The sequence below is a fragment of the Micromonospora sp. NPDC000207 genome (genome assembly GCF_040300925.1).
GTDB lineage: Bacteria > Actinomycetota > Actinomycetes > Mycobacteriales > Micromonosporaceae > Micromonospora.
In genome coordinates this window covers 1-19,421 of record NZ_JBEPEQ010000109.1, presented here as the reverse complement: position 1 = coordinate 19,421, position 19,421 = coordinate 1, and the positions used below count along the sequence as shown (strand labels likewise).

The window sequence follows — 19,421 nt, the reverse complement described above, 5'->3', positions numbered from 1 at the left end:
CCCAGTGGTCCAGCCCCGCCCGGTAGCCGGCCCCGGACCGGTGGTCGGCGAGCGCCCGACCGAGGTCGGCCACCGTGACAGCCGGCGATGCGATCGCGTGTCCGGGGTCGTCGTACACCGCCCGGAGCTGCCCGATCAACAGGTCCAGCCCGACACCGTCGACGACCAGGGCGTCGATGCTCAGGTGCAGGATCCCCGACCCGTCGGCCAGCCGGGTCACCGCCACCGTCCAGAACGGGTAGTCGTCGGGGCCGTACGTCCGGTTCACGAGTCGTCGACGGGTCGCTGCGGCGTCCCCGCCCACCGGCATGTCCCAGGGCGGCGGCTCCTCGGCGACCCGTTGGCGACCGTCGGTGGTCACAGTCGACCGGAGCGCGTCGTGCTGGCCGACGAGCCGTCCCCAGGCGGCCCGGAGCCGGGAGACGTCCAGGTCGGTGACTGTGAACTCCCGGTAGATGTGGCATCCCACGCCGTCCGGGTCGGTGCTCTTGCCCAGCAGGTACGCCTCCTGCAGAGCGGTGAGCGGGAACGGTTCGTACCGTCGGTGGGGTTCGGGGCGGACCACAGGTCGCAGCCCCCCGGCTCCGGAGTCGGTGCCGGAGACGGCCAGGTCGGCGACGGCCCGGGGGTCTGCGCACCGGCGGAGGGCGTCCATCGGCAGGTCCACCCCGAGAGCCGTACTGATCTCCAGCAGGGCTCGGGCGGTGGCCAGTGAGGTGAGGCCCAGCCCGGCCAACGGCGTGTCGGCGGTGACCTCCGTACCGGGAGGCAGCACGTCGACGAGGACCCGTAGGACCGTCGTGAGGGCGTCGCCGGTACCGGTCTGCTCGTCCATGGTCCTCCCGCTCCCCGACGCTCGTCGGCCGCACCGTACGTCCGCCCGCGATCGGTGGGCTGCTCAACTCTGGGCAGCGGGGTCCCCCGGACCGCCGGACAGTGTCCACCGTGGCGGTCAGACCGAAGTCCGTGTGGGTCTTTCCCGGGCAGGGGGCGCACCGCGTCGGCATGGGCGGTGACCTGTTCGACAGGTTCCCCGAGTGGTGTGCCGTCGCCGACCGGGTCGTCGGCGTGCCGGTGGCTGAGATCTGCGCCAGTGAGACTCACCTGCGGGACACCCGGTTCGCCCAGCCCGCCCTCTTCGTGGTCAACGCCCTCAGCCACCTCGCGCTCGCCGGGGAACCGGAGCCGGACTTCCTGGCCGGGCACAGCCTCGGCGAGTACAACGCCCTGGTCGCCGCCGGGTGCCTGGACTTCGAGACGGCCCTGCGGTTGGTCTGCCGTCGGGGTGAGGTGATGGCCGGTGCGCAGGCCGGTGGGATGCTCGCCGTCGTCGGGGCCGGTCTCGACCGGATCCCCGACCTGCTCGCCGCCGCCGGCGTCCACGACGTCGACGTGGCCAACGACAACGCCGACGACCAGGTCGTCCTCGCCGGTCCGCACGCCGCCCTGACCGTCGCCGAGGACGCCGTCCGGGCCGCCGGGGTCGGCAGGTGTGTACGGCTCACCGTCGCCGGGCCGTTCCACTCCCGACACATGAGACGGGCGTCCCGGGAGTTCGAGTCGGCCCTGACCGGGGTCCGGTTCGCCACCCCCCGGGTGCCGGTGGTCTCCAACGTGACCGCCCGCCCCCACGACCCTGCCCTCCTGCCCGACCTGCTGGTGTTGCAGGTGCACCGACCGGTCCGGTGGCGCGAGACGATGCGTCACCTGGTCGACGCCGGGGTCCGGACGGTCCGGGAGGTCGGTCCCGGTCGGGTCCTCACCGGACTGTTCCGCCCCGTCCTGGCCGCCGCACCCCCGTGGCTTCCGTCCGGTCCCGCCTCACCCGTGCCTGTCGCGCCCGGTCCCGCCCTGCGCCGGTCGGCACCGTCGGCCGTTGCGCCGACGCCCGCCGACCCCGCCTCGCTGGGATGCCCCCGGTTCCGGGCCGACTACGGGGTGACCTGGGCCTACCTCGCCGGTGCGATGTACCGGGGGATCAGCTCCACCGACCTGGTCGCCCGACTCGGACGGGCCGGTCTCCTCGGGTTCTTCGGGGCCGGCGGGTTCCCCCTGGAGCGGGTCGAGGCGGCCGTACGGTCCCTGACCGGGGATCCAGGTCCGGGCAGGTTCGGGATGAACCTGCTGGCCATGCCGGACAACCAGGCCCTGGAGGCCGCCCTGGCCGACCTCTACGTCCACCACGACGTCAGGTACGTCGAGGCCGCCGGGTACACCTCCGTCACCGCCCCGGTGGTGCGGTTCCGGTTCGCCGGGGCGCACCTCGTCGGAGGGACACCGACCGCCGTCCGGCACGTGGTGGCCAAGGTGTCCCGGCCCGAGGTGGCGTCGGCGTTCCTGCGGCCTCCACCGGCGCAGATCCTCGACCACCTGGTGACCCGGGGTCTGCTCACCCCGCAGGAGGCCGCCGTCGCGGCACGGCTCCCGGTGGCCGGGGACGTCTGCGCCGAGGCCGACTCGGCCGGACACACCGACGCCCGACAGGCGATCACCCTGGTTCCGGACGTCGGTGCGCTCCGGGACGCGGCGATGGCGCGGTACGGGTATCCGAAGCGGATCCGGGTCGGCGCGGCCGGTGGCCTCGGCACCCCCGAGGCGGTCGCGGCGGCCTTCGTCCTCGGGGCGGACTTCGTGGTGACCGGGTCGGTCAACCAGGCCACCCCGCAGGCGGGGACGTCACCCCTGGTGAAGGAGATGCTGGCCGCCGCCGGGGTGCAGGACACCGCGTACGCCCCGGCCGGGGACACCTTCGAGCTGGGCTCCCGGGTGCAGGTGCTGCGCCGGGGCACCCTCTTCGCCGCCCGGGCCAACCAGCTCCTCCAACTCCACCAGCGGTACGGGTCGTGGGAGGAGGTGCCCGAGTCGGTCCGGGCCGCCGTCGAGCGGACCACGTTCCGCCGGTCCTTCGCCCAGGTGTGGCAGGAGACCGAACGACACCACGCGGCCACCGGCCGGGCCGTCGAGGTGGCCCTCGCCGATCCGCGACGGCGGATGGCCCTGGCGTTCCGGTGGTACTTCGCCCACTCCACCGAGGCCGCCCTGCGCGGTGACCCGGAAGAGCGGGCCAACTTCCAGGTCCACACCGGGCCGGCGGTGGGGGCCTTCAACCGGCTGGTCCGGGACACCCCGCTCGCCGACTGGCGACTACGGCACGTCGAGGTGGTCGCCGACCTGCTCATGCGGGGTGCCGCCGAGGTGCTGGCCCGGCCACATATCAATGGCCACTAATGAGCAGCCCGGGACGCCGACCCGAAACTACCGTGACCGAGCGTCCACCGATCGGTGACAGCAGAGGAGTGCCGATGACCGCGACTTCCAGTCGACAGTTCGTCCTACCGGTGGCGCAGGCCCAGACCTCGCTGGCGCGGGACGCGATCCTGCACTCGGGCAACGCCGGTGTGATCGTGGAGCGGACCGGCCAACTGCGGGCCGAGTTCCGCTCCGAGGGACGGCAGTTCGCCCGGGAACTATCCGAGTACATCAACACCCGGTACGCGGGGATCGTCTCGGTCTTCGTCTACGAGGAGACCTTCGGCGTCAAGGACCGACTCCACTGGCTGATGCACATCTCGTCCCTGCACGCGTACGAGACGTTGGTGCAGATGGGCAGCCAGGACGCCGGATGGCGGGACATCATCATGCGCCAACGGATCCCCGACGAGCGCGGCGGCGGCTCCTGGGACCGGATGTTCGTCGACGGGGGTCTGCAGGAGACCGTCCTGATCCCCTCCGCGTTCGGCATGTACGGCACCTCGTCGTCCACCCCGGACTCGGTGACCACCACCCCCGACGGTCCGGCCACGTTCGCGGTCCCGGTGGCCCGGCAGCAGACCGACGTCCCGGTCGACGAGCAGCTCGACTCGACCACCTGCGGGATCCTCATGCACCGCGTCGGCGAGTTGCGTTACGAGTTCCGGGCGGAGGGTCGGGCGTTCGCCAGGGCGCTCTGCGAGAGCTGGAACCGGGCCCTGGCCGGTCACGCCACCATCTACCTGTACGAGGAGGCGTTCGGCCGCTCCGACCGGATCCACCACTTCATCCACCTCAAGTCGATCAGCTCCTACTACACCCTGATGGGCGTACGGGCGATGAGCGACCCGGCCACCCGGGAGGTCTTCACCAGGCAGTGGATCCCGGACGAGAAGGGCGGGGGTGGCTGGGAGCGGATGTTCGTCCAGTCCAGCCTCACCGACCTGGCCCTGACCCCCCAGCACTGGGGGATGTACGCGACCACGTCGGAGGGGTGAGGCATGCCCGACAGCCTGCACGCCGCGTTCTCCCGTCGGGCGACCGAGCTGCCCGCCCGGGTCGCTGTCAGCTGCGGGGGCGACCAGCTCACCTACGGGGAGTTGGCCAACGCCTCCGAGGCGCTGGCCGACCGGCTCCGCCGGTGCGGGGTACGCCGGGGAGTCCGGGTGGGCGTCTGCGTCGACCGCTCCGTCGACCTGGTGGTCTGCCTGGTGGCGGTGCTCAAAGCCGGCGGGGCGTACGTCCCGGTGGACGCCGGGAATCCGGCGGCCCGGGTGGCGTACGTCCTCGGCGACGCCGGGGTCCCGCTGACAGTGGCGGTGACCCGTACCGCCGACGCCCTCGCCGACTGGTCCGGACCGGTCCTGTGGACCGACGCCGACGAGTCGGACGACCCGGTCACCGAGGCCGAAGCCTGGGTGCCCGCCGAACCCGACGACGTCGCCTACGTCATCTACACCTCCGGGTCCACCGGTGCGCCGAAGGGTGTGGAGGTGACCCACCGCAGCGCCGTGGCCCTCCTGGTACACGCCGGTGACCTGCTGGAATGTGACGACCTGGACGTGTGGTCGATGTGCCACTCGGTCGGGTTCGACTTCTCGGTCTGGGAGGTGTGGGGGGCCCTGTCCACCGGGGGGAAGCTCGTCGTCGTCCCGTCCGGGGTGACCCGGAACCCGACGCTCCTGCTCGACCTCCTGCGCCGGGAACGGGTCACGGTCCTCAACCAGACCCCCTCGGCGTTCCGGGGACTCGTCGCCGTCGACGCGACAGCACCCGACCCCGTCGGGCTGGACCTGCGACTCGTCGTCTTCGGTGGGGAACGCCTCGACGTGGCCACCCTGGCGCCGTGGATCGCCCGGCGCGGCGACGCCTCCCCCCGGCTGCTCAACATGTACGGCATCACCGAGGTCACGGTCCACGCCACCTACCGGTGGATCACCGCCGCCGACCTGGACCGCCCGACGGTCAGCCCGATCGGTCGGGCCCTGCCCGGGATGCGGGTGGAGCCCCGGGACCAGGCCGGTCGGGCGGTGCCCGAGGGGGAGCCCGGCGAGCTGTACGTCAGCGGGACCGGTGTGGCCCGGGGATACCTGGACCGGCCGGACCTGACCGCCGAGCGTTTCGTGGACGTCGAGGGGGTCAGGTGGTACCGCTCCGGTGACCGGGGCGCGTCTGTCGACGGGGACCTCGTCTACCTCGGCCGCCTGGACCGTCAGTTGAAGGTCCGGGGTTACCGGATCGAACCGGCGGAGGTGGAGGCCCGGCTGCTGTCGGTGCCCGGGGTGGGCACCGCGGTGGTCGCCGCCGAGGACTTCGGCGGCGGTGACGTCCGGCTGGTGGCCTTCGTCGCGCCGACCCCGGGGGCACCCGTCGGGTCGGTGGCCGAGGGCGACCTGGTCGCCGCCGTCGGTGACCTGCCCGGGTACCTGCGCCCCTCCCGGTTCCACGTCCTCGCCCACCTGCCGGTGACCGGGCAGGGCAAGACCGACCTGGCGGCCCTGCGGTCCGCAGTGGCCGATCCGGTGCCGTCCACCCCGTCCGCTCCGCAGGTCGACCCGGTCACCGCAGTGGTCAAGGGCGTCGTCGACGAGGTGCTCCGCCGGGACGTCCCGGTCGACGGCGACCTGTTCGACCACGGGGCCACCTCGCTGGCCCTGACCCGGATCGTGGCGACCGTCAACGACCGGTTCGACGTCGCCCTGACCGGTGCCGAACTCGACGAACCGACGATCACCTGCCTGGCCCGGGTGATCCGTACCGTGCGCTCCGACGGGGCGCTCCAGCAGGTAGGAGGCTGACATGGCCGAGTCCCACACCCTCAGCGAACAGGAGCTGGCCGACTTCCACCGCAACGGGTTCTTCGGTCCGTTCGACGTGTACGACGTCGACGAGATGAAGACCCGGTGGCGGCGGGAACGGCTGCGCCTGATGGACCGTTCGAACGCCGCCTACCGGGACGACAAGGCCCTGTCGGGCAACACGAACATCTCCAACTACGACAGGCACCTCGACAACGCCTTCCTGGCCGACCACATCTGCCACCCCCGGGTGGTGGACCGGGTCACCAGCGTCCTCGGCCCGAACGTCCAGTGTTGGCGCTCGGAGTTCTTCCCCAAGTACCCGGGCGACGAGGGCACCGACTGGCACCAGGCGGACACCTTCGCCAACGCCTCGGGCAAGCCGCAGATCCTCTGGCCCGGTGACGCCCGGGACTTCGGCGGGACGATCACCGTCTGGACCGCGTTCACCGAGGCCAACGAGGAGACCGGCTGTCTCCAGTTCATCCCCGGCACCCACCGGACGATGTTCTACGACGAGACCAAGCGGATGCACTACGACCCGACCGGCATCAACAGCAGGGAGAAGGAGGGCGTCCGTCGGGGCTTCTTCGGGTACGACTACCGGGAGTTGCAGATCGACCCGGACTGGAAGCCCGACGAGTCCCAGGCGGTGTCGATGGTGATGCGTCCCGGGCAGGCGATCATGTTCTGGTCCACCCTGATGCACGCCTCCCTCCCACACGCCGGGCGGACCGACGAGATGCGGCTCGGGTTCGCCGGCCGGTACGTCCCCACGTCGGTGGACGTGTACCCGGACACCGACGTCATCGAGGAGTACGGCGGCGCGGTCTCCCTGGACCGGTGGGGTTCGGTCCTGGTGGCCGGGGAGAACGACAACCCGCACAACCGGATGGCCACCGAGACCACAGTGGGGTACCCGTTCGCCCGGCGGGTCGCCCCGAGCGTTCCGGCGGCCGGGGCGTGACCGTCTTCGAGGTCGTCCGGGACAGCCTCCTGGAGGTGGTCCCGGAGGTCGACCCGGACGCTGTCACCCCCGGCCGGACCCTGGCCGACCTCGGCTGCACCAGCATCGACCGGGCCGAGATCGTGACCCTGTCGATGGAGCGGCTCGGGGTCGTCGTGCCGATCACCGAGTTCCGCGACGTCAACGACCTCGACACGATCGTCGAGCTGCTGGGCAGACACGTGTGAACCGGGTGGCGGTGACCGGCACCGGGATCGTCAGCGCGATCGGGGCCGACGTGGCGGCGTTCACCGCCGCCCTGCGGGCCGGGCGTACCGGCATCGTCGCCACCCCGGACGGGTTGGGTGCCCCGGTGACCGACTGGTCGTTCCCGGAGGCTGTCGCCGGGGCTTCCACCCCCCTGCGGCGGCGGGCGCTACGGTCGGCGGGGCGGTCCCCCCGGCCGGTACGCGTCGCCGTCGCCGCCGCCGTCCAGGCGTGGACGGCGGCCCGCCTCACCGACTTCCCGATCCCCGGTGACCGGGTGGGGGTGGTGGTCGCCGGGCACAACCTCACCGCCCGGTACGTCCACGACCTGCGCCCCGGGTGGGAGGAGAACCCGGCGTACCTGCCGGCCCGGTTCGCCCTGCACGCCCTGGACACCGACCACGTGGGGACGCTGTCCGAGGTCTTCGACGCCACCGGTGAGGGCTGCACCGTCGGCGGGGCCTCGGCCAGCGGGAACGTCGGGGTGGTGCACGCCACCCGGCTGGTGGCGTCCGGGACCGTCGACTGCTGCCTCCTGGTCGGGGCGCTCTGTGAGCTGACCCCCCTGCACCGGCGGGCCTTCGCCGTCCTGGGGGCCCTGGCCGAGCCGACGTCGGACCCGGGACGGGCCTGCCGTCCGTTCGACAGGGACCGGTCCGGGTTCGTCCCGGGGGAGGCCGCCGCGGCACTGGTCCTGGAGTCGACGGCGTCGGCGACCCGTCGCGGGGTCCCGCCCCGGGCGGTGGTGGCCGGTCACGCCCTCGCCCTGGACGGGGACCGGTCCGCCGCCCCGAACCTCGACGGCGAGATCCGGGTGATCAGGGCCGCGCTCGCCGCCGCCGGTCTCGCCCCCACCGACGTCGACTACGTCAACGCCCACGCCACCGCCTCCCGGCGGGGGGACGAGGTGGAGGCCGCCGCCCTGGTCGCCGCCCTGGGTCCGGGGGTGGACCGGGCCTTCGTGAACTCGACGAAGGCCCTGACCGGGCACTGTCTCGGGGCCGCCGGGGTGGTGGAGGCGGTGGCCACCGTCGCCCAGCTGGGCGGGGGTTTCGTGCACCCCACTCCGAACCTGGACGACCCGGTCGAACCCCGGCTCCGGTTCGTCGGGCCCGTCGCCCGTCCGGCCGACCTGCGGTACGCGCTGTCCAACGGGTTCGGCTTCGGCGGGATCAACTCCGCCGTCGTCCTCGCCCGCACCCCCGACGAAGGGTAGACACCGATGTACGACGTCATAGTGGTCGGTGCCCGCTGCGCGGGCGCCCCCACCGCCATGCTCCTGGCCCGCCAGGGACACCGGGTCCTCCTGCTCGACCGCGCCCGGTTCCCCGCCGACACCCTCTCCACCCTCTACATCCAGCAGCCCGGGGTGGCCAGGTTGGCCCGGTGGGGGGTCCTGGACGCGGTACGCGCCTCCGGTGCCCCGCCCCTGGACCACGTCGTGTACGAACTCGGCGACGTCCGGGTGGAGGGCTCCTGCAGCGGTGTCGACGGGATCCGGGCGGCGTACGCCCCCCGCCGTACCGTCCTGGACCCGATCCTCGCCGAGGCGGCGGTCTCGGCCGGGGCGGAGTTCCGTGACGACTGCCGGGTGACCGGGCTGGTCCACGACGGTGCCCGGGTGGTGGGGGTCAGGTGGTCCGGCCCCGGCGGCGACGGCGAGGACCGGGCCGCCCTGGTGGTCGGCGCGGACGGGATGCGGTCCCGGGTCGCCTCCCTGGTCGGTGCGGAGAAGACCACCGAACACCCCCCGTTGACCTGCGCCTACTACTGTCTGTGGAACGGCCCCCGAACCCACTTCGAGATGTACGAGGGCGACACCGGGTGGGTGTCGGCGGTCCCCACCAACGACGGGGCGGTCCTGGTCGCCGCCTACCACCCGCAGCAGCGGTTCGACGAGGTCCGGCACGACGCGTTCGCCGCGTACCTGGAGAACGTCCGGACCAACGCCCCGGCGCTGTACGCCCAGATCGAGCGGGCCGAGCAGGTGGGCACCGTGCAGGGCACCGGGGACCAGCAGAACTTCTTCCGCCGGGCACACGGGCCGGGGTGGGCGCTGGTCGGTGACGCCGGCCACCACAAGGACTCGCTGACCGCCCGGGGCATCTCCGACGCCTTCCTGCAGGCCGAGCTCCTGGCCGAGGCGGTCGGCGACACGGTGGACGACGCCCGTCGGCTCGACGCCGCCCTGGCCGACTACGACAGTCGCCGCACCGCACTGCTCACCGAGAACTACTCCGCCACCCTCCTGGTCGCCCAGGCCGAGGCCCGGGACAAGCGCCGCGCCCTGCTCCGGGCGGTGGGTAGCAGCCCCGAGCTGACCACCCGCTACTTCGACGCGGTGGCCGGGATCGTCGGGCTCCGGGACCTGTACACCCCGGAGTTGCTGGCCCTGATGGCGGCACCGGCGGGCAACGCCTGACCCAGCGCCTCCTATTGAGCAGACGCCGGTGCCGACGGTCGGCGACTGTCAGGGCCTCGTCATCACGACGTACTCGGCACAGGGCACGTTTGGAGGAACAGTGGGGGACGCAAGGTTCTACGATCGTCGTGCGGTGCTCCGACTCGGGCTGCTCACCGGAGCAGCAGTGGTGGGAGCGCCGCTGCTCGCGGGGTGCGGCGACGACGCCGAGCCCGCCGGTGGGCCCTCGGGTGGCGGCGGTGCGTCGGTGCCGTCGCTGAAGATCGGCGCACCGCACGCGGTGACCGACAGCGAGGCCGGTAACCCGCTGGCCACCAGCATCGGCGCCACCCTCATCGTCATGCGGCACGTCTACGACTCGCTGATGGTGCTGGACAACGGCGAGTACAAGTACCAGCTCGCCGAGTCGGTCGAGCCGAACGCCGACGCCACCGAGTGGACCATCAAGCTCCGCTCCGGGGTGACCTTCCACGACGGCCGACCGCTGCGCGCCGCCGACGTGGTGCACAGCCTCCGGGCACTGGGGACCAAGCCGAGCAACCGGGCCTCGGTCTACGCCCTGGTGGACCTGCCGAAGATCACGGCGGTGGACGACCTGACGGTACGGGTGCCGTTGCTGGCCCCCCGGGGCGACTTCAAGGAGGCCGTCCTGGTGGTCTTCTCCCCGATCTTCCCGGAAGGGCTCACCGACTTCACCAAGCCGATCGGGTCGGGGCCGTACACCCTGGCCGAGCGGAGCGGGACCACCACCCGCCTGGTCGCCAACGAGCAGTACTGGGGTGGCCGCCCGACCGTCGACGAACTGCACGTCGTCGGGATCCTCGACGCGGGGGCCCGGCTCTCCGCCCTCAAGGCCGGGCAGGTCGACTACGCGATCGGGATCAGCGCCACCGGGGCCCGGACCGAGGCCGCCAACAGCGAACTCGTCGTCCACCGGGGCGGCCCGGCCAACGCCAACGCGCTCTCCTTCGCGATGAACCAGAAGCTCAAGCCCTTCGACGACCCCCGGGTACGGCAGGCCGTCCGACTTGCCGCCGACCGGCAGGCCCTTGTCGACAACGCCCTTCTCGGGTACGGCACCACCGCCGACGACGTGGTGGGGATGAAGCTCCCCGGGTACGCCGACCTGCCGCCCCGGGCCCGGGACCTCGACCAGGCCCGGCGGCTGTTCGCCGAGGCGGGCGTCACCGCGCTGACCCTGCGGACCGGGGAGATCGTCCCGGGGATGCTGAACGCCAGCCGGCTCCTGGCCCAGCAGCTCAAGGAGGCCGGGGTCGAGCTGACCCTCGAGGAACTCTCCCCGGACGCCTACTACGCCGACCTGATGACCCTGGCCACCCACCCGTTCCAGGCGTTCTACTACAGCAACCGGCCGGCGGCGGTGCACCTGTCGGCGGTCACCCACGCCAAGGCCCCGTTCAACGTCACCGGCACCTCCGAGGCGTACCAGGGCAAGCTCGCCGCCGCCCAGGCCACCCCGGACGACAAGGCGCGGGAGGCGGCGTTCCGGGCTCTCCAGGAGGAGTTCTACGCCGAGGGCGGCGACCTGCTCTGGGGTTTCCAGGAGCAGCTCGACGCCGGCCGCAAGGGCATCGAGGGGGTGCGGATGGTGCAGTCGGTGCAACTGTTCGACCGGGTCACCGGCCCGGCGTGACGGGCCTGCGGTTCCTCGTCCGGCGGCTCGGCGCGGCGGTGGCGACCCTCTTCGTCGTCGCCGTGGTGCTCTTCGCCGGCTCCGAGGTCCTGCCCGGGGACGCCGCGTCGGCGTCCCTGGGCCCCGACGCCACACTCGAAGAGGTCGAACAGCGCCGGGCCGAACTCGGCGTGGACCGGCCGTGGCCGGGCCGGTTCGTCGAGTGGATCGCCGGGGCGATCCGGTTGGACCTGGGGGTCAGCAGCGTCTCCGGGCAGCCGGTGGTGGATCTGGTGGCGGCGCCGTTGGCCGCCACCGGTCTGCTCGTCGCGGTGACCGCGGCGGTGAGCGTACCGCTGGCGATGGGGTTGGGCCTGGTGTCGGGGTTGCGCCGGGACGGGCGTCTCGACCGGACCCTGTCGGCGGTCGCCGTGGTGGCCGTCTCCATTCCCCAGTTCGTCGTGGCGGGGCTGCTGGTCCTGGTCTTCGCCGACCTGCTCCCGGTGCTGCCGGCGATCTCCCTGCCCCCGCTCGGGGGGACCGCACTGGACCGGCCGGAGATCCTGGTCCTCCCGGTGACCGCGCTGACCCTGTTCGGTGCGGCCTGGGCGAGCCGGATCGTCCGGGCCGCAGTGATCGACGCGGATGCCACGCCGCACGTGGAGGCGGCCCGGCTGGCCGGGTTGCCGGAGCGGGTGGTCGTCTGGCGGCACCTGCTCCCGGCGGCTGTCCCGCCCTGCGCCCAGACGTTCGCCTGGCTGCTCAGTGGCCTGTTCGGGGGGACCGCCGTGGTGGAGGTGGTGTTCAACTACCCCGGGCTGTCGCAGACCCTGGTGGCGGCGGTCCGCAACCACGACACCGCCGTCCTGGAGGGGGTCGGGCTCCTCCTCGCAGCGATCATCGTGGTCGCGTTCGTCCTGGCCGACGTGGTGGTCATGGCGGTCGACCCACGGCTGCGGGTGGCCGGGCGGTGAGTCGGCTGCGGTGGGTCGCCGTCGGGTGCCTGGTCCTCGTCGTCCTCGCGGTGGTGGGGGTGGCCCTGTTCGGGCCGCTCCTGGCCGGGGCACCCGAGCAGATCGTCGGTCTGCCCTACAGCGGCCCCTCACCGGCCAGCCCCCTCGGCACCGACAACTCCGGCCGCGACGTCCTGGACCGGGTCCTCGCCGGGGGGCGTCCCCTGGTGGTGGTCCCGGTGGTGGCCACCGTCCTGGCGACACTGCTCGGGTTGCTTCTCGGGCTGGCCGGGGGCTACTTCGCCGGGGTCGTCGACACCGTCGTCAGCCGCCTCGACTACGTCCTGTTGGGACTCCCCCCGGTGCTGATCCTCCTGGTGCTCCTGCACGGGTGGGGGTACAGCGCGACGACGATGACCGCCGTGGTCGTGTTGACCGGTACGCCGTTCGTCTCCCGGGTCACCCGGGCCGAGACCCTGCGGGCGGTGGAGGACGGGTACGTGGTGGCCGCGTACGCCACCGGGGACTCCCACCTGTCGGTGATCTTCCGGGAGATCCTGCCGAACATCATCCGTCCGGTCCTGGCCGACTTCGGCACCCGGCTGGCCATCGCGGTCACCCTGACCGCCGCCGCCGGGTTCCTCGGGTTCGGCTCCGGCGGTCCGAACTGGGGCGCCATGATCAGCGAGAACGTCGAGGGGATCCGGTTGACCCCCTGGGGGGTAGCCGTACCCGCAGTCCTGTTGGGGGTGATGACAGTGGCCGCGAACCTGGGGATCGACCGACTGGTCGGCCGGGTGCTGCGATGATCGAGATCCGGGGGCTGCGGATCGCCGACACCACCGGGCGGCCCGTACTGCGGGACCTGACCCTCACCGTCGGGGACGGGGACCGGATCGGGGTGGTCGGGGAGTCCGGTGCCGGCAAGACCACCCTGGCCCTGGCCCTGGTCGGCGCGGTCCGTCCGGGGCTGCGGGTGGTCGCCGGTCAGGTCCTGGTCGACGGCGAGGACGTTCTGCGGGCCGGTCCCGCCGAGGTCCGGCGGGTCCGCCGCCGGGCTCTGGGCTACCTTCCGCAGGATCCGCCGTCGGCGTTGACGCCCACCCTGCGGATCCGTCGGCAGCTGCGGGAGTTGGCCACCGACCGGACCGAGGCGGCGGTGGCCACCAGGCTGGCCGAGGTGGGACTCCCGGGGGACGCCGCGTTCCAGCGCCGGTACCCGCACCAACTCTCCGGCGGTCAGCAGCAGCGCCTCGCCCTGGCCCGACTGATGTCGGGCGACCCTCGGGTCCTGATCCTCGACGAGCCGACCACCGGCCTGGACGGGCTGGTCCGTGAGCAGGTGCTCAGCCAGTTGCGTCACCTGGCCGACCGGCGGGGGGTGGGTTTGGTGTTCATCACCCACGACCTCGCCGCGGCGGCCAGGATGACCGACCACCTCGTCGTCCTGCACGACGGGGAGGTGGTCGAGCAGGGGCCGACGGCCGAGGTCCTGGGGCATCCCCGGGCCGCCTACACCCGGCGGCTGCTGGCCGCCGTCGCGGACCTGCGAACCGAACTCGACCGGTGGGCCGCCCCGCCTCCGCCGGGCCCGGTGGTCCTGGAGGTGACCGGACTGACAGCGGTACGGGGACGGCGGGTGGTGCTCGACGACGTCTCGCTGCGCCTGCACGCGGGGGAGTCCCTGGCCCTGTTGGGAACCTCCGGATGCGGCAAGACCACCCTGGCGCAGAGCGTCACCGGGGCGCTGCGTCCGCAGGCGGGACGGGTCACCCTGGGCGGGCGGACCCTGGCGGCCACCCTGCGCCGTCGACCGGTGGCCGAACGTCGCCGGATCCAGCTCGTCCCGCAGGACTCCACCGGATCGTTGAACCCCCGCCGCCCGGTGGGGGCGGCCATCGGGCGGGTCGTCCGAAGGGCCCGGGGGCTCACCGCCGGCGAGGCGGCGGCGGAGACCCGTCGGTTGATGGGGCTGGTGGGGCTCGGGGAGGAGCTGGCAGACAGGCTTCCCCGGGAACTCTCCGGTGGGCAGCGGCAGCGGGTGGCCATCGCCCGGGCCCTGGCGGCCGGAGCGGACGTCCTCATCTGCGACGAGGTGACGTCGAACCTGGACGCCCAGGTGGGGGCGGCGGTCCTGCGCCTGCTGGACTCGCTGCGCACCGAACTCGGGGTGGCGCTGCTGATGGTGACCCACGACCTGGGGGTGGTCGCGCGGCACGCCGAGCGGGTGGTGGTCCTCTCCGGTGGGCGGGTCGTCGACGACGGCCCGGTGGACGACGTCCTCGGCACCCCCCGGCACGAGGTGACCCGGGCGCTGGTCGCCGCCGCCACGCCGGTGGCGGACCGGTCCGGTTCGGTGGGCTGAGGGGGCGAGACCCGCACACCACGACGGGCCGTCGGCGGATGCCGACGGCCCGTCCCGGGTGCGCCTAGACCAGTTCGTCGAGGATGTCGTAGGTCAGGTTGAAGGTGTGGCCGCCGTCCGGAAGCCGACGCATGCTCGCGGTGCCCTGGATTCCGGCCAGGTCGCCGGTCCCGGTGCCGGGGACGATGTGCCACTCGGCACCGCCCTCGTCGCTGACCAGTCCGACGGCCTGGTGTTGCAGGACGAAGCTTCCCTTGCTGCCGCCGATGCTCACGTCGAGCCGCTCGTGGCCGACGTAGCCGTTGCCGCCCTGACCGTAGGCGAACAGGAACTGGGCCCGGCTGGTCCCCGACAACTCACCGGTGAAGGTCTTCGTCACCTGGGCCTTGGAGAACTTCATGCCCTCCGGGGACTCCTGCCACTCCTCCTCGTCCCAGGACTCGATCTTGAAGGAGGCTGTCACGGTCGAACTCATGGTGCCGGTTCTCCTCATCAGGTGATCAACACACGGCTCAGTTCCATACCGACGCGCAGAACGGATGCCCGGCCGGATCCAGGTAGATCCGCCACTTGCCATCGCCGGGCTGGTCGGCCGGCTTGGCGGCACCGAGGCGGAGCAGTTCGGCCTCGGCGGCATCCAGATCGTCGACCGCGAGGTCGAGGTGCAACTGTTGGGGCACGTCCTGCGACGGCCACTGTGGAGCACGGTAACCCTCGACCCGTTGCATGGCGAGTGCGACACCGTCGCCGTTGCTCAGGTACGCGCCCGTCTCACTGACCTGGACCGCCTTCAGACCCGCCACATGCTCGTAGAACTCCGCCAACTCGGTGACGTCCGCGCAGTCCAGTGTCACTGCCGCCCAACGACCGACAGCCATGCCGTATCTCCCCATGATTGGTTGCGCCCAGCAAGGGCACGGTCACTGTAACAACGCTCACGGCGTCGGCAAAGGCACGACGCGGCGGGTGGCGGGAGCCGTCCGGACCGTTCTCCCCGACCGTCGGAACGGACTTTGCCGTCGTGCTCACAACGGTGCAGCGGCCGACCGATCCCGCAGGTCACGATGCCTGCCTGGCCGGTCCGCCCGGTCAGTCGGGCGCGAGAGAGGTGCGGGTATGGAGGGCTTCGAGCTGTCGACCTACGGGGACGCGATCGCGGACCTGTTCGACGACTTCGGCTGGGCCGGTGACCCGGGGGACACCGAGGAGACCATCCAGTGGCTCGCCGACAACGCCGGCGACGGCCCGGTGCTGGAACTGGGGGTGGGCACCGGCCGGGTGGCCGTCCCGTTGGCGAACCGGGGCATCGACGTGCACGGCATCGACGCCTCCGAGGGGATGCTCGGCAAGCTCAAGGCCAAGCCCGGGGGTGACAGGGTGACGGTCCACGTCGCCGACTTCACCGACTTCACCCTGCCGTACACGTTCTCCATGGCGTACGCGGTCTTCGACACCCTGCCCTTCGTCACCGACCAGGAGTCGCAGATCCGGTGCTTCGAGCGGGTCGCCGACGTCCTGGAGCCCGGGGGACGCTTCGTCGTCCAGTGCTCGATCCCCGACCCGGCCCGCTACGACAGGGGACAGCGGACCCAGACCCTGCGGGTGGAGAAGGACCACGTCCTGATGACCTTCACCCGTCGGGAGCGGATCACCCAGCGGTCGGCGATCCAGTTCGCGGTCCTCGGCGCCGACGGCATCAAGTTCTTCCCCATGTACGTCCGGTCGGTGATGCCCTCCGAGATGGACCTGATGGCCCGGGTCGCGGGTCTGACCCTGGAGGCGCAGTGGGCCGACTGGGCCGGGCGGCCCCTCGTCGACTCCTGTCAGCGGTACATCTCGATCTACCGGAAGTGACGGACCGGCGCGTACACCCCCCTGAGGCGGCCCCCCGGGGTCCGCCTTCCCCTCCACTACTCGTTCCCCCTACGTCGGAGGCCGACGTGCCCAGTCTCAAGGTTGTGCTGGTGCAGCAGGGCGTGTGGGACATGCCCTTGGAGTCGATGCCGTTGGCGGCCGGCTACCTCAAGGCGATGATCCTGGCCGACCCGGACCTCCGTGACCGGGTCGAGGTGACGATCTGCAACTTCCGGGGCGGGGTCACCCACGGCGAGATGGCCGACAGGCTCTTCGCCGACGGGGTGCCCGACGTCCTGGCCTTCTCGGTCCTCGGGTGGAACCAGCGGGCCTTCGGGGCGCTCACCGCCACCTTCAAGCAGCTCAATCCCGACGGTTGGTCGATCTTCGGCGGGACCCACGTCACCGGGCAGGCCGGGCGGGTGTTCCGGCTCCACCCCGAGGTCGACGTGGTGGTCAACGGGGAGGGGGAGCTGACGTTCCGGGAGCTGGTCCGGGCCCGGCTGGCCGGGACCTCCCCGCGTGACCTGGGGGAGGTGGCGGGTACGTCCTGGTGGCGACCGGACGCGACGGTGGCCACCAACCCCGACCGGCCCCGGATCGAGGATCTCGACGTCATCCCCTCACCCTTCCTCACCGGCGCGATCGACCTGGTCGACGCGCAGGGGCGGTTCCGGTACGACGTGGCCCTGATCGAGACCAACCGGGGCTGCCCGTACAAGTGCTCGTTCTGTTACTGGGGTGGTGCGGTCGGGCAGCGGGTACGGGCCTTCTCCCGGGCCCGGCTGCGGGCCGAGTTGGAGCTGTTCGCGAAGCTGGGCGTGCACACCGTCGTCGCCTGTGACGCCAACTTCGGGATGATGCCCATCGACCTGGAGCTGGTCGACGACCTCATCGAGATCAAACGCCGGTACGGGTTCCCGCTGGCGTTCGAGAGTTCCTGGGCCAAGAACAAGTCCAAGGTGTTCTACGAGATCGTCCGGCGGATGAAGCAGGCCGGGCTGCGCAGCTCGTTCACCCTGGCCCTGCAGTCGTTGGACGACACGGCGCTGACCCTGATGCGTCGGCGCAACATGAAGGTCAACGACTGGCGGGAACTGGTGGAGTGGCTCAACCGGGAGGGGCTGGACTGCTACGCCGAGCTGATCTGGGGTGCCCCGGGGGAGACCGTCGACTCCTTCCTGCGCGGGTACGACGAACTGGCCCGCCACGTGTCCAGGATCGCCGTCTACCCGATCATGCTCCTGCCCAACACCGAGTACGCCGACAACATGGCCGCCCACGGGATCGTGGCCCTGCGCGGGGACCACGACGACTTCCAGTACGTCCTGTCCCACCGGACGATGTCGTTCGCGGAGAACGCCCGGATGCAGCGGTTCCTGTTCTGGGCCCGGGTGATCGCGGAGAACGCGGTCCTGCGCCACGTCTGGCTGCCCCTGCGGGAGCTGGCCGGGTGGGAGCAGTCCCGGGTGCTCAACAGCCTCGCCGACTGGGCCGACACCACCGGGTGGGCCGAGGCGGTGCCGTTGCGGGAGGCGGCGGAGCGGGGACACGGCGGAGGTGCCCCGGCGTACGCCCGGGCCATCGGCTACCTGTTCACCACCTCGGCGGGGCGGCGGGCGTTGGAGCTGTGGTGGCAGGAGGAGGTCGCACCCCGGCTGCCGGACCCGGTCCGGCCCCTGCTGGACGAGGTCTACCGGTACGACCTGCTCACCCAGCCGGTCTGTGAGCCCACCGACCTGCCGCTGGTCGAGGTCGGCGGGGTCGAGTTCTTCCGCCGTGTCGACGTCCGGTTCGACTTCGACGTGCCGGAGGTCCTGGCCCGGCTCCGCTGCGGCGCGACGGTCACCCCGGACCCCCGGCCCGTCGTCGTCGACGTCTACTACCGGCGGGGCGCCCTCAACGCCGTGACCTCCACGAATCACGAGGAGATCGTGCACTTCATGGGGGAGTCCCGACCGGCCGGGACGCCCCTGCGCCCCGTCGAGGATTCCTCCCCGCAGCCGGCCTGACCCACCTCGTACGGGACGGCCGACGGTGACCGGGTCGGGTGACCGGCTCGGTGGTGAACAGGCGCCCGGTGCCCGTCGGCACCTCGTCGCAGCGGCGAGCACGACCAGAGATGACGCCGACGAGAGCGGACCCGCATGCTCGACTGACCCCCCCGCGGCGACAGCGCGGACGTCAGCGGGTGCCCCCGACGGGCGGCACCCGGTCGGGACCGGAATCGAGGCGAGGAGTACCACGTGTCACCTTCTACCGTGTATTCAGACCTGGTGGCTGCCGGCGGAGAGGTCGACGCCATGGTCGCCGACCTCGACACCGAGGGTTGGCGGACCGAGACCCCCGCGCCCGGGTGGACGGTCGCCCACCAGATCGCCCACCTGGCCGCCACCTTCAAACTCGCCGCTCTGGCGGCGTCGGATGCCGGGCGGTTCTCGGCGGTCGTCTCCCGCCTCACGCCCGACTTCAGCGCCAACGTGGATGCGGCCCTCGCCGGATACCTGGCCGAGGAGCCGCCGGAGCTGCTGCGGCGGTGGCGCGAGGAGCGCGTCGCCGCTGAGCGCGCCCTCAGCGCCCTGCCGGGCGACCACATGGTGCCGTGGTTGGTGCGGCCGCTTCCGGCCGCCGTGCTGGCCTGTGCCGGGATGATGGAGTTGTTCGCACACGGGCAGGACGTCGCCGACGCACTCGGCATCCGCAGGCGGCACGACGACCGGATCGGCCACCTGGTCGGGTTCGCCGTACGCACCTGGGACTTCGGCTATCTGGCCCGGAAGATCGACGTGCCGGACGTGCAGATGCGGTTCGAGATCACCGCGCCGTCGGGGAAGGTGTGGGAGTTCGGCCCGGCCGACGCGGACCAGCGCGTCACCGGCCCGGCCGTCGACTTCTGTCTGCTGGCGACGCGACGCCGGCACCACGCCGACCTCG

Annotated in this window: 17 protein-coding genes; 14 read left to right on the top strand and 3 right to left on the bottom strand. The window is 72.3% G+C overall.

Annotated features, from left to right (window positions below; all coding sequences use genetic code 11):
* Positions 1–835, bottom strand: an 835-nt coding sequence (locus tag ABT336_RS22500; protein ID WP_350898745.1) for a phosphopantetheine-binding protein, incomplete at its 3' end; no start/stop codon positions are given.
* Between the two features lie 110 nt (positions 836–945).
* Between ABT336_RS22500 and fabD the strand changes: the two genes are divergently transcribed.
* From fabD to ABT336_RS22445, 11 genes are all read left to right on the top strand, one after another.
* Positions 946–3,228 (top strand): ACP S-malonyltransferase, encoded by a 2,283-nt coding sequence (fabD, locus tag ABT336_RS22495; RefSeq protein WP_350898743.1) that lies wholly within the window; start codon positions 946–948, stop codon positions 3,226–3,228.
* Between the two features lie 74 nt (positions 3,229–3,302).
* Complete coding sequence (locus tag ABT336_RS22490; RefSeq protein ID WP_350898741.1) at positions 3,303–4,247, top strand: DUF6039 family protein; 945 nt, start codon at positions 3,303–3,305, stop codon at positions 4,245–4,247.
* 3 nt (positions 4,248–4,250) lie between these two features.
* Positions 4,251–6,047, top strand: coding sequence for a non-ribosomal peptide synthetase (locus tag ABT336_RS22485; protein WP_350898739.1), 1,797 nt, complete (start codon positions 4,251–4,253; stop codon positions 6,045–6,047).
* 1 nt (position 6,048) lies between these two features.
* Positions 6,049–7,014 (top strand): chlorinating enzyme, encoded by a 966-nt coding sequence (locus ABT336_RS22480; protein ID WP_350898737.1) that lies wholly within the window; start codon positions 6,049–6,051, stop codon positions 7,012–7,014.
* Complete coding sequence (locus tag ABT336_RS22475) at positions 7,011–7,241, top strand: phosphopantetheine-binding protein (protein WP_350898735.1); 231 nt, start codon at positions 7,011–7,013, stop codon at positions 7,239–7,241. Before ABT336_RS22480 ends, ABT336_RS22475 begins: the two co-directional genes overlap by 4 nt.
* Entirely contained in the window at positions 7,238–8,476 is a 1,239-nt protein-coding gene (locus ABT336_RS22470; RefSeq protein WP_350898733.1) for a beta-ketoacyl synthase N-terminal-like domain-containing protein, read from the top strand. Before ABT336_RS22475 ends, ABT336_RS22470 begins: the two co-directional genes overlap by 4 nt.
* Positions 8,477–8,482: 6 nt before the next feature.
* On the top strand, positions 8,483–9,682 hold the full coding sequence (locus ABT336_RS22465) for an NAD(P)/FAD-dependent oxidoreductase (protein ID WP_350898732.1): 1,200 nt from the start codon (positions 8,483–8,485) through the stop codon (positions 9,680–9,682).
* Positions 9,683–9,815: 133 nt separating this feature from the next.
* A complete protein-coding gene (locus ABT336_RS22460) occupies positions 9,816–11,336 on the top strand; it encodes an ABC transporter substrate-binding protein (protein ID WP_350898730.1) in 1,521 nt (506 codons plus the stop codon).
* Positions 11,333–12,289 (top strand): ABC transporter permease, encoded by a 957-nt coding sequence (locus ABT336_RS22455; RefSeq protein WP_350898728.1) that lies wholly within the window; start codon positions 11,333–11,335, stop codon positions 12,287–12,289. The genes ABT336_RS22460 and ABT336_RS22455 overlap by 4 nt, the downstream gene beginning before the upstream one ends.
* Positions 12,286–13,077, top strand: coding sequence for an ABC transporter permease (locus ABT336_RS22450; RefSeq protein ID WP_350898726.1), 792 nt, complete (start codon positions 12,286–12,288; stop codon positions 13,075–13,077). Before ABT336_RS22455 ends, ABT336_RS22450 begins: the two co-directional genes overlap by 4 nt.
* Positions 13,074–14,633: an ABC transporter ATP-binding protein gene (locus ABT336_RS22445; protein WP_350898724.1), complete on the top strand. Its 1,560-nt coding sequence runs from the start codon at positions 13,074–13,076 to the stop codon at positions 14,631–14,633. The genes ABT336_RS22450 and ABT336_RS22445 overlap by 4 nt, the downstream gene beginning before the upstream one ends.
* A 64-nt stretch (positions 14,634–14,697) precedes the next feature.
* Here ABT336_RS22445 and ABT336_RS22440 read toward each other — a convergent pair whose 3' ends face one another.
* Positions 14,698–15,108, bottom strand: coding sequence for a DUF3224 domain-containing protein (locus ABT336_RS22440; RefSeq protein ID WP_350898722.1), 411 nt, complete (start codon positions 15,106–15,108; stop codon positions 14,698–14,700).
* 37 nt (positions 15,109–15,145) lie between these two features.
* Positions 15,146–15,511: a VOC family protein gene (locus ABT336_RS22435; RefSeq protein WP_350898720.1), complete on the bottom strand. Its 366-nt coding sequence runs from the start codon at positions 15,509–15,511 to the stop codon at positions 15,146–15,148.
* Positions 15,512–15,749: 238 nt separating this feature from the next.
* Here ABT336_RS22435 and ABT336_RS22430 point away from each other — a divergent pair, with 238 nt between their 5' ends.
* The 3 genes from ABT336_RS22430 to ABT336_RS22420 all read left to right on the top strand — a co-directional run.
* Positions 15,750–16,487: a class I SAM-dependent DNA methyltransferase gene (locus tag ABT336_RS22430; RefSeq protein WP_350898718.1), complete on the top strand. Its 738-nt coding sequence runs from the start codon at positions 15,750–15,752 to the stop codon at positions 16,485–16,487.
* Between the two features lie 86 nt (positions 16,488–16,573).
* Positions 16,574–18,499 (top strand): KedN5 family methylcobalamin-dependent radical SAM C-methyltransferase, encoded by a 1,926-nt coding sequence (locus ABT336_RS22425; RefSeq protein WP_350898716.1) that lies wholly within the window; start codon positions 16,574–16,576, stop codon positions 18,497–18,499.
* A 291-nt stretch (positions 18,500–18,790) separates the two neighbouring features.
* A partial coding sequence (locus tag ABT336_RS22420; protein WP_350898747.1) for a maleylpyruvate isomerase family mycothiol-dependent enzyme occupies positions 18,791–19,421 on the top strand: 631 nt, incomplete at its 3' end.